Genomic DNA, 13,929 nt, shown 5'->3' with positions numbered 1-13,929 from the left:
TGGACGTGTGTCGACCGACCCATCTATCAGCCGGCGGCGAATCCTCCGGTGTGGCGTCCTTGCGGGCGCGCTCTCGCTTGCGGGCTGTTTCGCCGACGAACGCGCGGGAGTGACGTCCGACGACGACCCGCCCGAGGAGTCGGCGGGCGGGAGTGGCGAGGAGAGGAGGGACGATGGCGAGAAACACCGATCCCCGGAACTTCCCGAGGGCGGGGCGGTGGTGTTCGTCTACGACGACGGCCCCCTCGAAGACTACACCCAGGCGTTCCCCGCCCATCAGGCGTTCGACGCCCCTGCGACCGTCGGCGTCGTCAGCGACTGGCTCGGCCGGCCGGACTATCAAACAAACGGGTGTATGGACGTCGCGCACCTCGAGGAGTTGGTCGAGGCGGGCTGGGAGGTCGCCTCGCACACCACCGAGCACACGACACTGGGCACGTTCGAACTGCTCGAGGACGCCTACCCCGGCGACGAGCGCATCTACCCCGAAGAGATTCGCCACGGCTATCATCGGGGGAAGACCCTGGAAATCGCCGACGACGAACACACGCTCCACCGGACGGTGGCCGACTACGGTAGCGACGGTATCGGCCGCTACATCGAGTTGGCCGAGCCGGTAGGCGAGGCCTGCGCGGCGGGCGAGACGAGAGTTAGGTATCCGGCCGAGCAGATGCGCGCCTCGCTTCGGGACTCGAAGCGTGCGCTCGAACGCGCGGGCTTTGCGGTCGACACCCTGCTGGCGCCGTACGACAACTTCGACGATTACTCCCGCGAGTTCGTCGCCGAGTACTACTCGGGGGTCGCGAACGCGCGCCACGGCTCGCGCGTGAACGATCCCGAGGGGTTCGATCCCTTTTATACCAGACGCGATTACTTCATCGAGTTCACCTCGCCTGAGAGGGTCAAGGCCGATCTCGACGAGATCGCCGAGCGGGGTGCGCTCGGGGTGATCGGCGCGCACACGTTCAAGGAGGAGGTGACCGAGGAGCGGATCCACGAGACGCTGTCGTGGGTTCACGAGCGGGGGATCAGCGTTCTGACGCTGCGCGACGCCATCGAACGGTGTGCCTAGTCCACGGTTCGCGCGGGGTCGGGCGCGAGGCGGGCGCGCAGTTTCAGGTAGCCCTCCCGGAGGACGGGCATGCCGTCGAGCAGCCAGAGGAAGACGGCGAGTCCGGCGATCCCGAACTGGAGCAGGGTGTACGCCGAGAACTCCATCGAGAGGAACTCCGTCCAGAACTCCTCGGAGTAGGGGACGAACAGTTCGAGAAATCGATCGAGAAAGCCCTGGCTGTGATCCGTCGTCGAGCGCTCGCCGAGCGGCCAGATGACCGGGTCGAGCGATAGCTCACCCTCCTCGGCGTAGATCGGGATCAGGTCGCCGACGAGGTGTGAGAGGTAGCCCACGCCGAAGGCGAGGCCGACGCCGGGTCGGCCGTAGCCCCACGCCAGGAGGCCGACGAACACCGCGAGGGGGACGGCGAAGAAGACGGAGTGACCGAGGGCGTACCCGCTCGAGAAGACCCCGAACTGCCACGCCAGGGGCTTGTCGATCAGGTCGGGACCGCTCGACGCGACGACCAGCACCAGCACCGGGAGCGCCGACGGCGTTCGGCGCAGCCAGATCCGGCTGATGACCGAGTACAGTATGTACGCGAAAAGCGCGTGTTCCCATGGCCACATACGCGGATCGTCGGCCGGTGTCGGGTTAGTTATCGAGCGCTTACGCCCCGGTCGGTTCGGTTCCCGGCTCGTAGACGTCGACCCAGAGGTGGAGTTCGCGGTACGGGTCGTCGATCGGCGACGCGTTCGTATAGAGCATGTACGCCAGCCTGAGGTTCTCCGCGACGATGTCGGGGGTGACCCCCTGTTCGAGGTAGGCCGACTCGCCGGGGGCGACCGAGACCGTTCGTTCGGTGCGGTCGCCGCGCTCGAGGAGTCGCGCCGAGTCGCCCTCGGTGTCGACCCGCTGGAGTTCGGCGACGACCGTGTAGGTGGTCCGGACGTGTTCGTGGTTCTCGATCCCGACGATCTGTGACTGGGGCTCGCCCGCCGTGAGGACCGTCCGGTAGTCGCCCGCGACGTACTCGCCGCCGCCCGTCCGCGAGAGGAGTTGGAACTCGGTGAAGCGCTCGCCGTCGCCGGGGTCGCTGATCGCGTACGCGAGGCTCCCGACGGCGGCCACGACCGCCCCTCCGAGGGCGATATCGGCGAGAAAGCCGCGCCGATCGGTTCGCCGGTCGGCCACCTCGGGTGCGATCGCCCCGCGTGCGGGCAGGTCGAACCGGCGCGCCGGGGACAGCTCCTTGCGTCGGACCACCCCGAGGAGCATGGCGAGGACGACGAAGCCGTTGAGCACGCCGAACAGCATGAGCGTCGAGGGCGGGTTCAGCCGACCGAACAGGTAGGCGATCAGGTAGAGCAGCGGCACCAGCGCGACGCTCAGCCCGAACGAGAGGGCGACCCGCTCCACCCCGTCGATCCCGCCGACGATCGAGTGGTCGGCGTCCGGTCGGCCCGGAAAGAGGACGGTCAAGAGGGCGTACCCCGGAACGAACAACAGGAGCACCAGGCCCGGAACGACGTGGAGGGCCTGCCACGGCGCGAACGCGATGATCCCGTTCGCGAGCAGGAGGAACGCCGCGACGATCGGCACGTCCGCCGGAACCCGGCGATCCGGAGGCCTCGCTCGCTTCGCGCGCGTCATGGTCGGATCGTCCCGCTCGTCGCTCGGACGGTTCGGTACATGGCCGGGAGCAGGCGACCGACGTGATTCGTTATTGATCCCTTACCGGTGGTATGCCCGCCGTACCACGCGGGTCGTCGGTACGAACCGCCACGAACGAACCGCCGACCACCTCCTTGCTAGGGATGGGCAAACAGTAAGGAGGGGAGCCGTCGTATCGGGTGGGGAGAAACCATGAGTTCGAACAGACCACACACGTCGAGTCTCGCGGAGGTGCTCGATCGCATCCTCGATAAGGGCGTCGTCATCGACATCTGGATACGGGTCTCGCTCGTCGGAATAGAGATCCTCACGATCGAGGCCCGCGTCGTGATCGCCTCCGTCGACACCTTCCTCCACTACGCGAGGGAGATATCGAAGATCGAACGAGCCGAGGAGGAGGGGACCCTCGAGGCCCTCGAGGAGATCGAGATCACGCCCCGCGAGGAGCAGGTGTAGCCGGGGTCGGCCCGGCGAGTCGGCCCGGCGAGCCGTGATCAGACGTAGCCGAGGGCTTCGAGGCGGCCCTCCATTACGTCCTCCGAGACGGTTCGGCCCTCCGAGACGGGGGCATCCGCGACGACCTCCTTTCGGTTTCCGGTCTCGTGGACCAGCCACGGCACCTTCACCAGGTCCTCGACGTGGATCCCCTTCGGGTGGCCCCAGACGCGCATGGGCAGCGGGAAGACGCGCTCGTCGAGCAGGTTCCCGTGATCCGAGGTGACGACCGTCCGGCCCTCGAACGCCTCCACGAGCGACTCGACGTGCGGGAGCGCGAGGTCGAGGTTCCTCGCGTAGGCGTCCCACACCGTCTCGCGGTCGACGTCGAGTCGCCCGTCCATGAGGCGGATCCAGAAGACGTCTTCGCCCCCGTCGGGGTCCTCGACGTGGCCCTTGTCGAAGGTCGTCTCCGAGCCGACGAACGGGTAGTGGGGCTGGAGGTAGTGGACGAGCAGTCGCTTATCGGGGTAGCGCTCGGCCGCCTCCAGCGCGTACCGCGTCGTCGTCTCGGGCAGGACGGTCCCGTACTCCTCGTCCCAGCCCTCCTCCATCCAGACGTGGATCACGTCGTGGAACGTCGCGTCGAGGTCCTCGCGGTACCGATACAGCTGCGGGTTCGCCGTCACGTACACCGTATCCAGGAGGTCGCGGCCGGCGACGTTTCCCCGGAGGAACTCGGCGGTGCCCGACCCGCGCGAGGTGCGCGATTCGAGCGTTCCGGGCAGCGTCGAGCGTCGCTCGAAGAGGTCGTACCGACACGCGTCGAGGAGGATCATCGAGTCCCAGTCCTCGGCGAAGACGTCCACGCCCGCGTGGTTGTACGCCCGCCGATAGCCCCGCCGGTGGTACAGTCGGTTGCACTCGAGGCCGATCCGCACCGGGTTCGCGAGCGCCCGGCGGATCTCGAAGCGGGAGTACATCAGCACGCCCCTCCGGTCGCGGCGATCGCGCCACCGCCACGGTCCCGGTCGATCGATACGTACCGGAGGTCGTATCCCCCCTCGGATCGTTCGGTCCGTTCCGTACCCGCGGCCAGTATGATCACTCCAGTCCCCACCGCGAGGAGGAGTGTCGCTGATCGGTATCTCATCTCGCCGTTCGCGGCTACGACGAACCGTGTTATAGCCCTTGCTAGGAGGGATATATATCTCGCGGCACCGGTATGCAGCCCGTCGTGTCGCTCGATAGCCGACTGGAGGGCGACCTCGTGCGCGAGCGACGATTCCGCGATCGGCGGGTCCTACTCGGCCATCAGCCGTTCGAGGTCGCCGAGCGTGATGACGTCGATCTCGCCCGCGGCCTCGCGGTCGTGGACGTGGCGCATGATCGCGTCGAACTCCTCGATCGGCGTCTCGTCCGGGATCGCGTGCCAGAACAGCCCGCCGAACCCGCCCCAGTGGGTGAGGTGATCGAGGTACGCGCGCACGCCCGCGAGGGTTCGCTCGGACGACCGGCCGACGTGCGCGCCGTTGACGGGAAGCCCGTATCCGGGTTCGCCGCCGACCATCGCGATCGTGTGGTGTTCGCTCACCAGTTCGTAGCTCGACTGGTCGTACTCGCCGTAGGGGTACGCGAGGTACTCCGCGCTCTCCTCGAAGCCGTTGTCGATCAACCACCGTTTCGCGCCGGTGATCTGGCGTTCCTGTTCGGCGGGGTCGGTCTCGGCGAGGTGGACGTGGTCCATCAGGTGGCTCCCGAACTCCCAGCCCGCCTCGCGCATCTCGTGCATCTGCTCGACGTCGAGCCGTTCGTCCGCCCCGATGCTGTTCGTGTTCACGAACGAGGTCGACGGGATCCCGTAGCGCGACTGGATCTCGAACGCCTCGGTGTACTGCGACTCGTGGCCGTCGTCCCACTGGATCACGAGCTTCGGCGTCTCGGGGAGCGCGAGCGCCTCCAGTCGGTCCAGCCAGAGCGTCGCCTCCGGTACCCTCTCGAACCCCGCCTGGATCCGGATGCGCTCGATCTCCCCCAGATCGGGGGCCTCGGCGGTGCGCAGGTCGTACGTGCCGGCGTGGAGCCGGTAGAACCCCGCCTCGGACCCGGTCTCGAACACCCGCGTGCGGAACCGGAGGCTGTGTTCGGCCGCGTCCTCCACGATGACGTCGACCGACTGGGAGGGCGCGCCCCCCGCGTCAACCCGACAGGTGATCGCGAGGCGGTGTTCCGAGAGGTCGAGTTCGAGCGGGCGCTCGATCCGGGCCCGCTCCTCGCCGGGACCGACGTCGATCCGCGCCGACCCCGACCCCGGTTCCGCCCCGGCGTCGGCAGACAGGTCGCCCGCGGTCGCCTCCCACGGGTCGAGGTCCTCGAACTCCAGCAGGGACTCCACACCCGAGTCGCGTTCGTCGTGGTCGTCGTCCGTGGGTCCGTCCCCCGGCGGCGACGACGGGTCGTCGTCCCCGCTCGGCTCGCCCTCGTCGGGTCCGATGTCGAAGAGGTGGCCCGTACAGCCCGCGAGACCGGCGACGCCGGACGCGACGAGGAACCGACGGCGGTTCACCCCCATCCGTGCTCGCCCCCGTCGCGTGCATCGTACCGCCGCCCTCGCTCGCCCGTGGGCCGGTGACGGTCGGATCGTCTCGCTGTTCGTTCGTCGCCACGTCGATGCGGTAGTCGGGACACGGTCGCGTTTCCAGCCCTGTCAGTATCGGTATATGTGTCTTGAACGGAACAATCGGTGCGTTACTCGGTCGCGTCGTCGCTGCTCGCCGTCTCGATCTCGAAGCGAACGTCCTTCCCGCTGAGCGCGATCTGGAGGACGGACTCGTCGAGCAGGAGTTCGTCGAACGGGGTGAGCGACCCGTCCGAACCGAGGCGCGCTTCGAGTCCGTTCTCGCCGACGTGGAGGGAGATCCAGTTACACGCCGTCCGGAACCGGCGCTGGCGCTTCCTGTCCTCGGTGAACGTGATGGACTCCTCGAGCAGGCCGAGTTCGACGAGTTCGTTGACCCGGCGGTAGATCGTCGTCCGGGAGACGTCACAGGCCGAGAGGAGGTCCTCGATGGTGACGGGCCCCCGGGCTCCCGCCCTGATGATCGCCCGCGCGGACTCGTCGCCCAGCGCGTCGAGGAGGTCCGAGCAGCCGGTCGGTGTCGCGGTGTTCGTCGACGATTCTGCCGATCCGTAGATGAGGTCGTTCTCGGTCATTGATGGTCTCGTTCGGCGGCGTGGTCACTGGGCGGTTCGTCCATCGGCCGCCGCCATCGCCGGGCAGCGACGACCGATACCGGGTGGTGGGAGTCGGTTCGCCGTGAACCGCGTCTCGCGGCCGGGTTCGTCACGGAACGCCGACGGCCGGTACCGTCGGAGCGGTCCGAGATCCGACCCATCACCGCGCGTCCACATAGCCCTATCACCAGTTGATTAATTAACTCTTTCCCCTCTCCATCGAAACCGACGTCCTTCGACGACGCCCCGTCCGGCGGATTCCGATCGCCCGGAGTATGTGCGATCTACCCCGCGTACACCGGCCATAACAATGCCCGCGGACCCCCCAGCGTGCGAGGAGAGTTGATCACAACGCATGAAGACGCTCGTCATCGGACTGGACGCCGCCTGCTCGCGGGTCGTCGACCCGCTGATCGAACGGGGGGCGCTTCCCCACCTCGCCGGACTGATCGGGGCGGGCGCGAGCGGGCCCCTCGAATCGCAGATCCCGCCGTGGACGCCCAGCGCGTGGCCCTCGCTGTACACCGGCGTGAACCCCGGCAAACACGGCGTCTTCGACTTCCTCGCGTTCGACGGCTACGACTGGGACGTGATCAACGCCACGCACGTCCGGTTTCCCGCGATCTGGGAGGTGCTCTCCGAGCGGGGCCTGCGCAGCGTCGTCGTGAACGTGCCGGTCACCCACCCGCCGGGCGAGATCGACGGCGCGATCGTGCCGGGCTACACCGCCCCCGAGGAGCCCGCGTGTCACCCCGAGGGGATCCTCGAGGAGATCCGCGAGGCGATCGGGGAGTACCGCGTCTACCCGCCCCACGGAAGCGGCGTCGACCCCGAGGAGGCGATCGCGAACTACCGCGACCTGATCGCCTCGCGCGGGGCCGCGTTCCGGTATCTCTGTCGGGAGTTCGACCCCGAGTTCGGCTTCGTCGAGTTCCAGTCGACCGACACGGTCTTCCACGAACTCGCGGGCGATTCCCGCGGTGTGGAGGCGGTCTACCGCGCGGTCGACCGGGAGGTCGGATCGGTCCTCGGGGCTACCGACCCCGATACCGTCTTCCTCGTCAGCGACCACGGGATGGGGCCCTACGAGGAGTACGAGTTCCGCGTCAACGAGTTCCTCCGCCGCGAGGGCTACGTCGAGGCCGTCTCGGGGCGCGAGGGCGGGATGCCCTCGTGGGGGACGATCCACGAGCACGAGCGGGCGCGAACGGAGTCCCCGGGGACCGGCGCGCTGGTGGAGAGCGCCCTCTCGCGGGCCGTGCTGGCGGGCGCGCGCGTCGGGTTGACCAGCCAGCGGGCCCATCGACTGCTCGACCGGGTGGGGCTCGCCGAGTCCGTCGCGCGGGTCGTCCCCGCCGACCTGATACGGGCCGCGACCGAGCAGGTCGACTTCGCCGGGTCGGCGGCGTACATGCGCTCGCGGACGGAACTGGGCGTCCGGATCAACCTCGCGGGACGGGAGCCGGAGGGGGTCGTCGCCCCCGAGGAGTACGAGTCGGTCCGGGAGGACCTCGTCGAGAAACTCTCGGCCGTGCGGACGCCAGACGGCGACCCCGTCTTCGAGACGGTCGCGCCCCGCGAGGAGGTCTTCTCGGGGCCCTATGTGGAACACGCCGTCGACGTCGTCGCCGTCCCGCAGGACTACGAACAGTTCATCTCGGCGCGCCTGCTGGGCGAGCCGTTCGGCGATCCCGAGGAGCCCTGGAACCACAAGCGCGACGGGCTGTTCGCCGCGACGGGCGAAGGGATCGATTCCGGCGCGGATCTCACGGACGCGCACCTGTTCGACGTCGCGCCGACCGTTCTGGCCTCGCTCGGGGTCCCCCGCGACGAGCGGATGGACGGGCGGGTCCTCCCCGTGGTCGAGGCCGTCGGCACCGAGCGGTACGCCGATATTGAAGGGGATCGCCGCCGGACGGACTCGCGGGCGGTCGAGGATCGCCTCTCGCAACTGGGATATCTGGAGTGAGGCGCGCTCAGGAGCGACACTCCTCCGTCTCGCCGGCGAGAACGACCCGACCGTCCGTGACCGTCGCCGGCGCGTCGAGGGTGCGGGTCAGAAACGCCGCCAGCGCGCGGCGAAACGCCGGCGAGTTTCGCTCGGGGGCCGGCGGCTCCGCCGACGACCGGCGGTTGTGCAGGTAGGTGTACGCGAACGCCCGCCGGAGTGGCTCGGGACACTCGGCGAGGTACGCCGGCAGCGTCGTCAGCGCGCTGGGCTCTTCGATTGGCACGCCGAGGGTGACGAGCACCCGTCCGAGCGTCGTCGCCGCCTCGCGGGGCCGGACGCGGGGTGTCGACGCCGACCCGCCGACCGCCTCGTAGTCACAGCCGATCCGCTCGAACGCACGATCCAGCCGTTCGTAGTCGACCCCGTGGCCCACCTCGAAGAAGGGCGTGTAGTCGGATTCGACGCCGCCCGCCGAGAGCGCCCACGCGACCAGCTTGTTGAGCCCCTGAAACGCCGGCGACTCGTACGGGAGGTCGACCCACCCCCGCCGTGCGGCCCGCTGTATCTCCGCGAGCATCGCGGCCGGGGCGATGGCGTCCGGTTCGTTCCTCCCGTCCGCCTCGGGTAGCGTGACCATCGACGCGATCGAGTCGGGATCGACGTCGGGGTGCGCGACGGCGAGTTCGATGCCCCGGCGGTAGCCCTCGGTTTCGAGCCAGACCGAAGCGCCGGTCCGGGTCGCGATGTCGACTGCCCTCACGGCCGGTGGTGACACGTCACACTCGTGAATCATACTCACCCTCAGGACCCCCCGCGGCCAAGTAATTCCCTTCTTTCCGCTCGGCCGTGGCCCGGTACGGCGGGCCTATTCGTTCTGCACCCCCTGTCGGCGTATAATCACACGATACCAATGGCCCCTCGACCGGAACCGGGGACGTATCGACCGATGAGACCCGCTAGTTCCCCGCAGACGATCGAGCCCTCCCGACCGCGAACCGAGCCACGGCCGACGTGGGTGTCAGGACGTGAGAACTGATGTGTGGAATCATCGCCCGCGTCGGGACCGGGAACGCCGTCCCGAGCCTCCTGAAGGGGCTCTCGAACCTCGAATACCGGGGCTACGACTCGGCCGGGATCGCGCTGTGTAACGGCCACGGGGTCGAGGTGGTGAAGCGCGAGGGCGAGATCGACCGACTCGTCGACCACGTCGCCCGCCGCGCACTCAGCGCCGGGGTCGGGATCGGCCACACCCGCTGGAGCACCCACGGCCCGCCGACCGACGTCAACGCCCACCCGCACACCGACTGTACGGGCTCGCTCGCGGTCGTCCACAACGGCATCATCGAGAACCACGACGAGCTGCGCGCGCGCCTGCAGGAGTCGGGCCACGAGTTCAGAAGCGACACCGACACCGAGGTCGTCCCGCACCTGATCGAGGAGTACCTCTCGACCGGCCGCTCGCCCGAGGAGGCCTTCCACGCGGCGGTCGACGACCTCTCGGGGAGCTACGCGCTCGCGATGGTCCACGAGGGGGAGCGGGCCATCTACGCCGCTCGAAACGGCTCCCCGATGGTGCTCGGGATCGCCGACGGCGCGCTGTTCGTCGCGAGCGACGTGCCCGCGTTCCTCGAGTTCACCGACCGCGTTGTCTACCTGGAGGACGGCCACGCCGTGCGGGCCACGCCCGACGGCTACACGATCACCGACGACGGCGAGGTCGTCCACCGGCCCGTCCGGACCGTCGACTGGACCGCGGAGGCCGCCGAGAAGGGCGGCTACGACCACTACATGCTCAAGGAGATCCACGAACAGCCCACCGCGATCCGCCAGATACTGGAGTGTCACGCCTCCGGCGACGGGTTGGCCGACCTCGACCCGGAACTCCTCGACGGGGTCGACGAGGTCCAGTTCGTCGCCTGTGGCACCTCGTATCACGCCGCGCTGTACGGCAGTTACGTCTTCGCCGAGCGCGGCATCCCCGCCTCGACGCACCTCGCGAGCGAGTACGCCACCCACGAGCGCCCGGTCGGCGAGGGGACGCTGGTGGTCGCGGTCACTCAGAGCGGCGAGACCGCCGACACCCTCGCGGCGATCGAGACCGCCCAGCGGGCGGGCGCGCGCACCCTCGCGGTGACGAACGTCGTGGGTTCGTCGGCCTCGCGGGTCTGTGACGACGCGCTGTACATCCGCGCGGGCCCGGAGATCGGCGTCGCCGCCACCAAGACGTTCTCCTCGCAGGTCGTCGCGCTCTCGCTGTTCGCGGATCACCTCGCGGGCGAGGACTCGCCCGGCGAGCCCGTCGCCTTCGACTCGCTTCCCGAGGGCATCCAGCGGATCCTCGACACCTCCCGGAGCCGCGACGTCGCCGAGCGCTACCGGGGTCGGGACGCCTTCTTCTTCATCGGGCGCGGCGTGGGCTATCCGGTCGCGCTCGAGGGCGCGCTGAAGTTCAAGGAGATCTCCTACGAGCACGCCGAGGGCTTCGCGGCGGGCGAGCTCAAACACGGCCCGCTCGCGCTGGTCACCCCGGCGAGCGTCGTCTTCGCGGTCTTCACCGGCCGAAACGACGAGAAGCTCCTTGGTAACGTCCGGGAGGCCCAGACCCGCGGCGCGACCGTCGTCGCGATCACCGACGGTTCGAACGAGGAGGTTCTCAGACAGGCCGACGACGTCCTCTTCGTTCCCGAGTCCTCGCCGATCGTCGCCGGCCTGCTCGCGAACGTCCAGCTCCAACTGGTCTCGTACCACGCGGCGGCGCTCCTGGGTCGTCCGATCGACAAGCCGCGCAACCTCGCGAAGAGCGTCACCGTCGAGTAGGCGGCGCTTGCACGCGCCCGCTCGGGCGGTAGGTGACGGATAACAATCCCCCGGCACGGATACGTCAGTACGATGACGTCAGAACCACCCTCGCGTATCGACAGGAGCGACGACCGCCGTGAGCGCCCCGCGTCGCGCTCGCCATGACCGCGAGACCGGTCGGCGCGACGCTGCTGGCGCTCGCGCTCGTCGCGACGGTCGTCCTCGCGGGGGCGGTGCCCGCGAGCCAGCCGGTCGCCGCCCAGCAGGGCTCGTACGTCGTCGAGCAGGGCGCACAGTGCGAGGTCATCACCCCGCTGTCGGGCGGGCAGACGGCCGCGGAACTGTACGACTACCGGAGCCACGCCAGCCACGACGCGGACTACGCCTACAGCTCCCACGGCACGACCGACCTCCAGCGAAACGACGTGAGCTCGATCTTCCTCTACGAGGGGCCGGACGGGCTGAGCCTCGTGATCGTCCACGACCGACTCGGCGGCGGCACCGACGGCGGCGCGGCCGAGTTCGAGATCGTCGGCCTGCCGGCGGGCGGCGAGTGGACCGTCGAGGACGACGACTACAGCGAGAACATCGACGACGTCTGGAACCACGGCGACGTCTGGAGCGAGGTCGCCTGGCTCTGGGGGCCCGACAGGACCGACGGCGGGGTCTACACCGGCCTCGGCGACGACTTCGAGGTGACGATCGACCCCGCGTTCAACGCCCAACAGAGCACCTTCCAGCCGGAGGGACGCGTCGCCGAGATGCACGTCCTCTCGGGGAACGCTGACCGGCCCGACAGGGTGGCGATGGGGAGCCTCGATCAGCCGCTCGTGATCCGGTCCGGTACCTGCGGGGACCCGACGGTCAGCTACGCCCTGACCGACGGCGGCATCCTCGCCACCGTCGAGGACACCGGCGGCGAGACGGTCTCGCTTCGCCCGCCCGCGAACGTCGGCAACGGCATCCAGTACGAGCGGTTGTCGCTCGCCGCGACCGGGCAGAACACGCTCACCGGCCCGTCGAACGTGGACGTCGAGATGAGCGCCGGCGAGGGCGGCCCCGAGATCGACGGGAACGCCACGGCGCTCTCGACGCTGACGGTCGACGACACCGGCTCGCAGGGGAGCGTGAGCGACCTCACGTTCTCGTTCAGCGTCGAGAAGGCGACGCTCGCGGGCCACGACGCCACCGCCAGCAACGTCACTGTCTACGAGCGAACCGGGGACGGCTGGGAGCGAACCGCCACCGAACCGGCCGGGGAGACGGAGGTCGCTCACTCCTTCGAGAGCACCACCGACGGCGGCGGGGAGTTCGCGGTCGTGCTCGACGAGTCGCCGATCCAGGCGACCGAACTCTCGCTCGATCGCGAGCGGATCGACGCCGGCGAGAACGTCGAGGTCACGGCGACCGTCGAGAACACCGCCGACGTCACCGAGACGCGGCCGGTCGAACTGCTGGTCTTCGGCGAGGTGACCGACTCACAGGAGGTGACGCTCGGACCCGGCGAGACGACGACCGTCACGTTCACCCAGCGCGTCGACTCGCCCGGCACCCACACCGTCGAGGTCGCCGGCGAGACCCAGCAGTTGGAGGTCGAGGGCGACGAATCCGCCGTGCCCGGCGGAGTCGGATCGGAAGGGAGTTCATCGAACGGCTACCTCGCCGTCGGGGTCGGCGTGATCGTCCTCGTCGGGCTGGCGCTGTGGTGGCGCCGGTCACCGGAGTAGCGAGTAGGCCGTCTTCGCGAGCGTCATGGCCGCCCCGTTCGACTCGACGACGTAGTAGGGAACGAGGTCCGCGGAGAACTTCGCCTTGTACCGACAGAGCCGCTCGGTGTTCGCGCCCATCAGGTCGTACTTCTTCACGCCGTCGAGGTCGGGATCGGTCGCGAGGTCCTCGACGATCCGCCAGTGGAGCGCGCTGTTGACGCTCACGCCGTCGTAGGTCGCGCGGGCACCCCCCTGCCAGAAGTACGCCATGTCGTTCGAGTAGAGGACGGTGATCCCGCTCAAAAACTCCCCGTCGGGATCGCGGGCGACGTAGACGCGCGCGCGCTCGTCCAGCGCCTCGACGAGGTCCCGGACGTAGGGCCACTCGAGGGGGAACGGCTCGTCCTGTTCGACGTAGCGCGCGCGGGTGTCCTCGTAGACCGCCCGTGCGCCCGCCGTCTCCTCGATGTCGATTTCGATCGGGAGGTCCATCGCGTCCCGAACCTCCCGGCGGAGGCTCTTGCTGAACGACGAGAGCAGCGCGTCGGAGTCGCCGTCGACTTCGAGGACGTAGGTGAAGGCGTTGCTCACCTCGAAGTCGGCCCAGAGATACGGTCGTGGGTCGTCGTAGCCCGCGGGGCACTCCATGCGAAACAGGGTTCGCGAGCCGTCGCCCACGAGCTGCTCGACGACCGCCGCGGTGAACTCTCGGTTGAGCTTCTCGCGTTTGCGGCGCTTGGGGCTGGTCGGCATGAGGATCGGGCCGAGGCGGGGGACGCCCATCCCGGGCGGCGGCGAGAACACCGTCGTCCCGAGCGCGTTCCGCCGGACGAAGGCGGCCAGAAGCGCCAGCGGTTGCTCGCCCTTTCTCGCGCCGAGCAGGTGGAGGTCGCCCTCGGCGTGGTCGTCGAGCACGGCGAGCGCCTCGGGTGTGTGAAAGACCTCGACCCCCTCGTTCGGGAGCATCGCCCCCCACTCCGATAGGTCGATACGTTCGACGTTCATCCTACCCGTATCTCCGCCGACCGGGGGATTGTTATCCGGGTCTTACCCCGTTTTCGCGGCGTTCTCGA

The 13,929-nt window shown here is 69.0% G+C and carries 12 protein-coding genes; 5 read left to right on the top strand and 7 right to left on the bottom strand.

The genetic code is table 11. From position 1 onward, the window contains the following. Positions 1-7: 7 nt before the first annotated feature. The gene (locus tag QRT08_RS01490; protein ID WP_286043829.1) at positions 8-1,072 is read left to right on the top strand and encodes a polysaccharide deacetylase family protein; all 1,065 of its coding nucleotides are present in this window, start codon (positions 8-10) and stop codon (positions 1,070-1,072) included. On the opposite strand, the gene QRT08_RS01485 is transcribed toward QRT08_RS01490, so the two are convergent. Further along, positions 1,069-1,683, bottom strand: coding sequence for a metal-dependent hydrolase (locus tag QRT08_RS01485; protein WP_286043827.1), 615 nt, complete (start codon positions 1,681-1,683; stop codon positions 1,069-1,071). The two genes, QRT08_RS01490 and QRT08_RS01485, sit on opposite strands and share 4 nt — an antisense overlap. Before the next feature lie 40 nt (positions 1,684-1,723). After that, positions 1,724-2,707, bottom strand: a complete 984-nt coding sequence (locus tag QRT08_RS01480) for a DUF1616 domain-containing protein (protein ID WP_286043825.1) — start codon at positions 2,705-2,707, stop codon at positions 1,724-1,726. 213 nt (positions 2,708-2,920) lie between these two features. Between QRT08_RS01480 and gvpA the strand changes: the two genes are divergently transcribed. Then, positions 2,921-3,184 (top strand): gas vesicle protein GvpA, encoded by a 264-nt coding sequence (gvpA, locus tag QRT08_RS01475; RefSeq protein WP_286043823.1) that lies wholly within the window; start codon positions 2,921-2,923, stop codon positions 3,182-3,184. A gap of 38 nt (positions 3,185-3,222) precedes the next feature. Here gvpA and QRT08_RS01470 read toward each other — a convergent pair whose 3' ends face one another. The 3 genes from QRT08_RS01470 to QRT08_RS01460 form a co-directional block, all read right to left on the bottom strand. After that, entirely contained in the window at positions 3,223-4,146 is a 924-nt protein-coding gene (locus tag QRT08_RS01470; RefSeq protein ID WP_286043820.1) for an alkaline phosphatase family protein, read from the bottom strand. A gap of 320 nt (positions 4,147-4,466) precedes the next feature. Further along, on the bottom strand, positions 4,467-5,735 hold the full coding sequence (locus QRT08_RS01465; RefSeq protein ID WP_286043818.1) for a polysaccharide deacetylase family protein: 1,269 nt from the start codon (positions 5,733-5,735) through the stop codon (positions 4,467-4,469). Positions 5,736-5,911: 176 nt separating this feature from the next. Next, on the bottom strand, positions 5,912-6,376 hold the full coding sequence (locus QRT08_RS01460; RefSeq protein ID WP_286043816.1) for a helix-turn-helix domain-containing protein: 465 nt from the start codon (positions 6,374-6,376) through the stop codon (positions 5,912-5,914). Positions 6,377-6,752: 376 nt separating this feature from the next. Between QRT08_RS01460 and QRT08_RS01455 the strand changes: the two genes are divergently transcribed. Next, the gene (locus QRT08_RS01455) at positions 6,753-8,366 is read left to right on the top strand and encodes an alkaline phosphatase family protein (protein ID WP_286043814.1); all 1,614 of its coding nucleotides are present in this window, start codon (positions 6,753-6,755) and stop codon (positions 8,364-8,366) included. A 7-nt stretch (positions 8,367-8,373) separates the two neighbouring features. On the opposite strand, the gene QRT08_RS01450 is transcribed toward QRT08_RS01455, so the two are convergent. Further along, on the bottom strand, positions 8,374-9,108 hold the full coding sequence (locus tag QRT08_RS01450) for a hypothetical protein (protein WP_286043813.1): 735 nt from the start codon (positions 9,106-9,108) through the stop codon (positions 8,374-8,376). A 275-nt stretch (positions 9,109-9,383) separates the two neighbouring features. On the opposite strand from QRT08_RS01450, the gene glmS reads away from it, so the two are divergent. Both glmS and QRT08_RS01440 read left to right on the top strand, forming a co-directional pair. Further along, the gene (gene glmS, locus QRT08_RS01445) at positions 9,384-11,165 is read left to right on the top strand and encodes a glutamine--fructose-6-phosphate transaminase (isomerizing) (protein ID WP_286043811.1); all 1,782 of its coding nucleotides are present in this window, start codon (positions 9,384-9,386) and stop codon (positions 11,163-11,165) included. A gap of 143 nt (positions 11,166-11,308) precedes the next feature. Beyond that, entirely contained in the window at positions 11,309-12,874 is a 1,566-nt protein-coding gene (locus QRT08_RS01440) for a CARDB domain-containing protein (protein ID WP_286043809.1), read from the top strand. Here QRT08_RS01440 and QRT08_RS01435 read toward each other — a convergent pair. After that, positions 12,863-13,861: a GNAT family N-acetyltransferase gene (locus QRT08_RS01435; protein WP_286043807.1), complete on the bottom strand. Its 999-nt coding sequence runs from the start codon at positions 13,859-13,861 to the stop codon at positions 12,863-12,865. The genes QRT08_RS01440 and QRT08_RS01435 overlap by 12 nt on opposite strands. Between the last annotated feature and the right edge of the window lie 68 nt (positions 13,862-13,929).

The sequence above is a fragment of the Halalkalicoccus sp. NIPERK01 genome (assembly GCF_030287405.1).
Taxonomy (GTDB): domain Archaea; phylum Halobacteriota; class Halobacteria; order Halobacteriales; family Halalkalicoccaceae; genus Halalkalicoccus.
This window is presented reverse-complemented; position numbering and strand designations above follow the sequence as displayed.

Bases quoted from the DNA above. Each gene is read 5' to 3' on its own strand.
- QRT08_RS01485 (WP_286043827.1), bottom strand. From the start codon at position 1,683: ATGTGGCCATGGGAACACGCGCTTTTCGCGTACATACTGTACTCGGTC.
- QRT08_RS01480 (WP_286043825.1), bottom strand. From the start codon at position 2,707: ATGACGCGCGCGAAGCGAGCGAGGCCTCCGGATCGCCGGGTTCCGGCG.
- gvpA (WP_286043823.1), top strand. From the start codon at position 2,921: ATGAGTTCGAACAGACCACACACGTCGAGTCTCGCGGAGGTGCTCGAT.
- QRT08_RS01470 (WP_286043820.1), bottom strand. From the start codon at position 4,146: ATGTACTCCCGCTTCGAGATCCGCCGGGCGCTCGCGAACCCGGTGCGG.
- QRT08_RS01465 (WP_286043818.1), bottom strand. From the start codon at position 5,735: ATGGGGGTGAACCGCCGTCGGTTCCTCGTCGCGTCCGGCGTCGCCGGT.
- QRT08_RS01460 (WP_286043816.1), bottom strand. From the start codon at position 6,376: ATGACCGAGAACGACCTCATCTACGGATCGGCAGAATCGTCGACGAAC.
- QRT08_RS01455 (WP_286043814.1), top strand. From the start codon at position 6,753: ATGAAGACGCTCGTCATCGGACTGGACGCCGCCTGCTCGCGGGTCGTC.
- glmS (WP_286043811.1), top strand. From the start codon at position 9,384: ATGTGTGGAATCATCGCCCGCGTCGGGACCGGGAACGCCGTCCCGAGC.
- QRT08_RS01440 (WP_286043809.1), top strand. From the start codon at position 11,309: ATGACCGCGAGACCGGTCGGCGCGACGCTGCTGGCGCTCGCGCTCGTC.
- QRT08_RS01435 (WP_286043807.1), bottom strand. From the start codon at position 13,861: ATGAACGTCGAACGTATCGACCTATCGGAGTGGGGGGCGATGCTCCCG.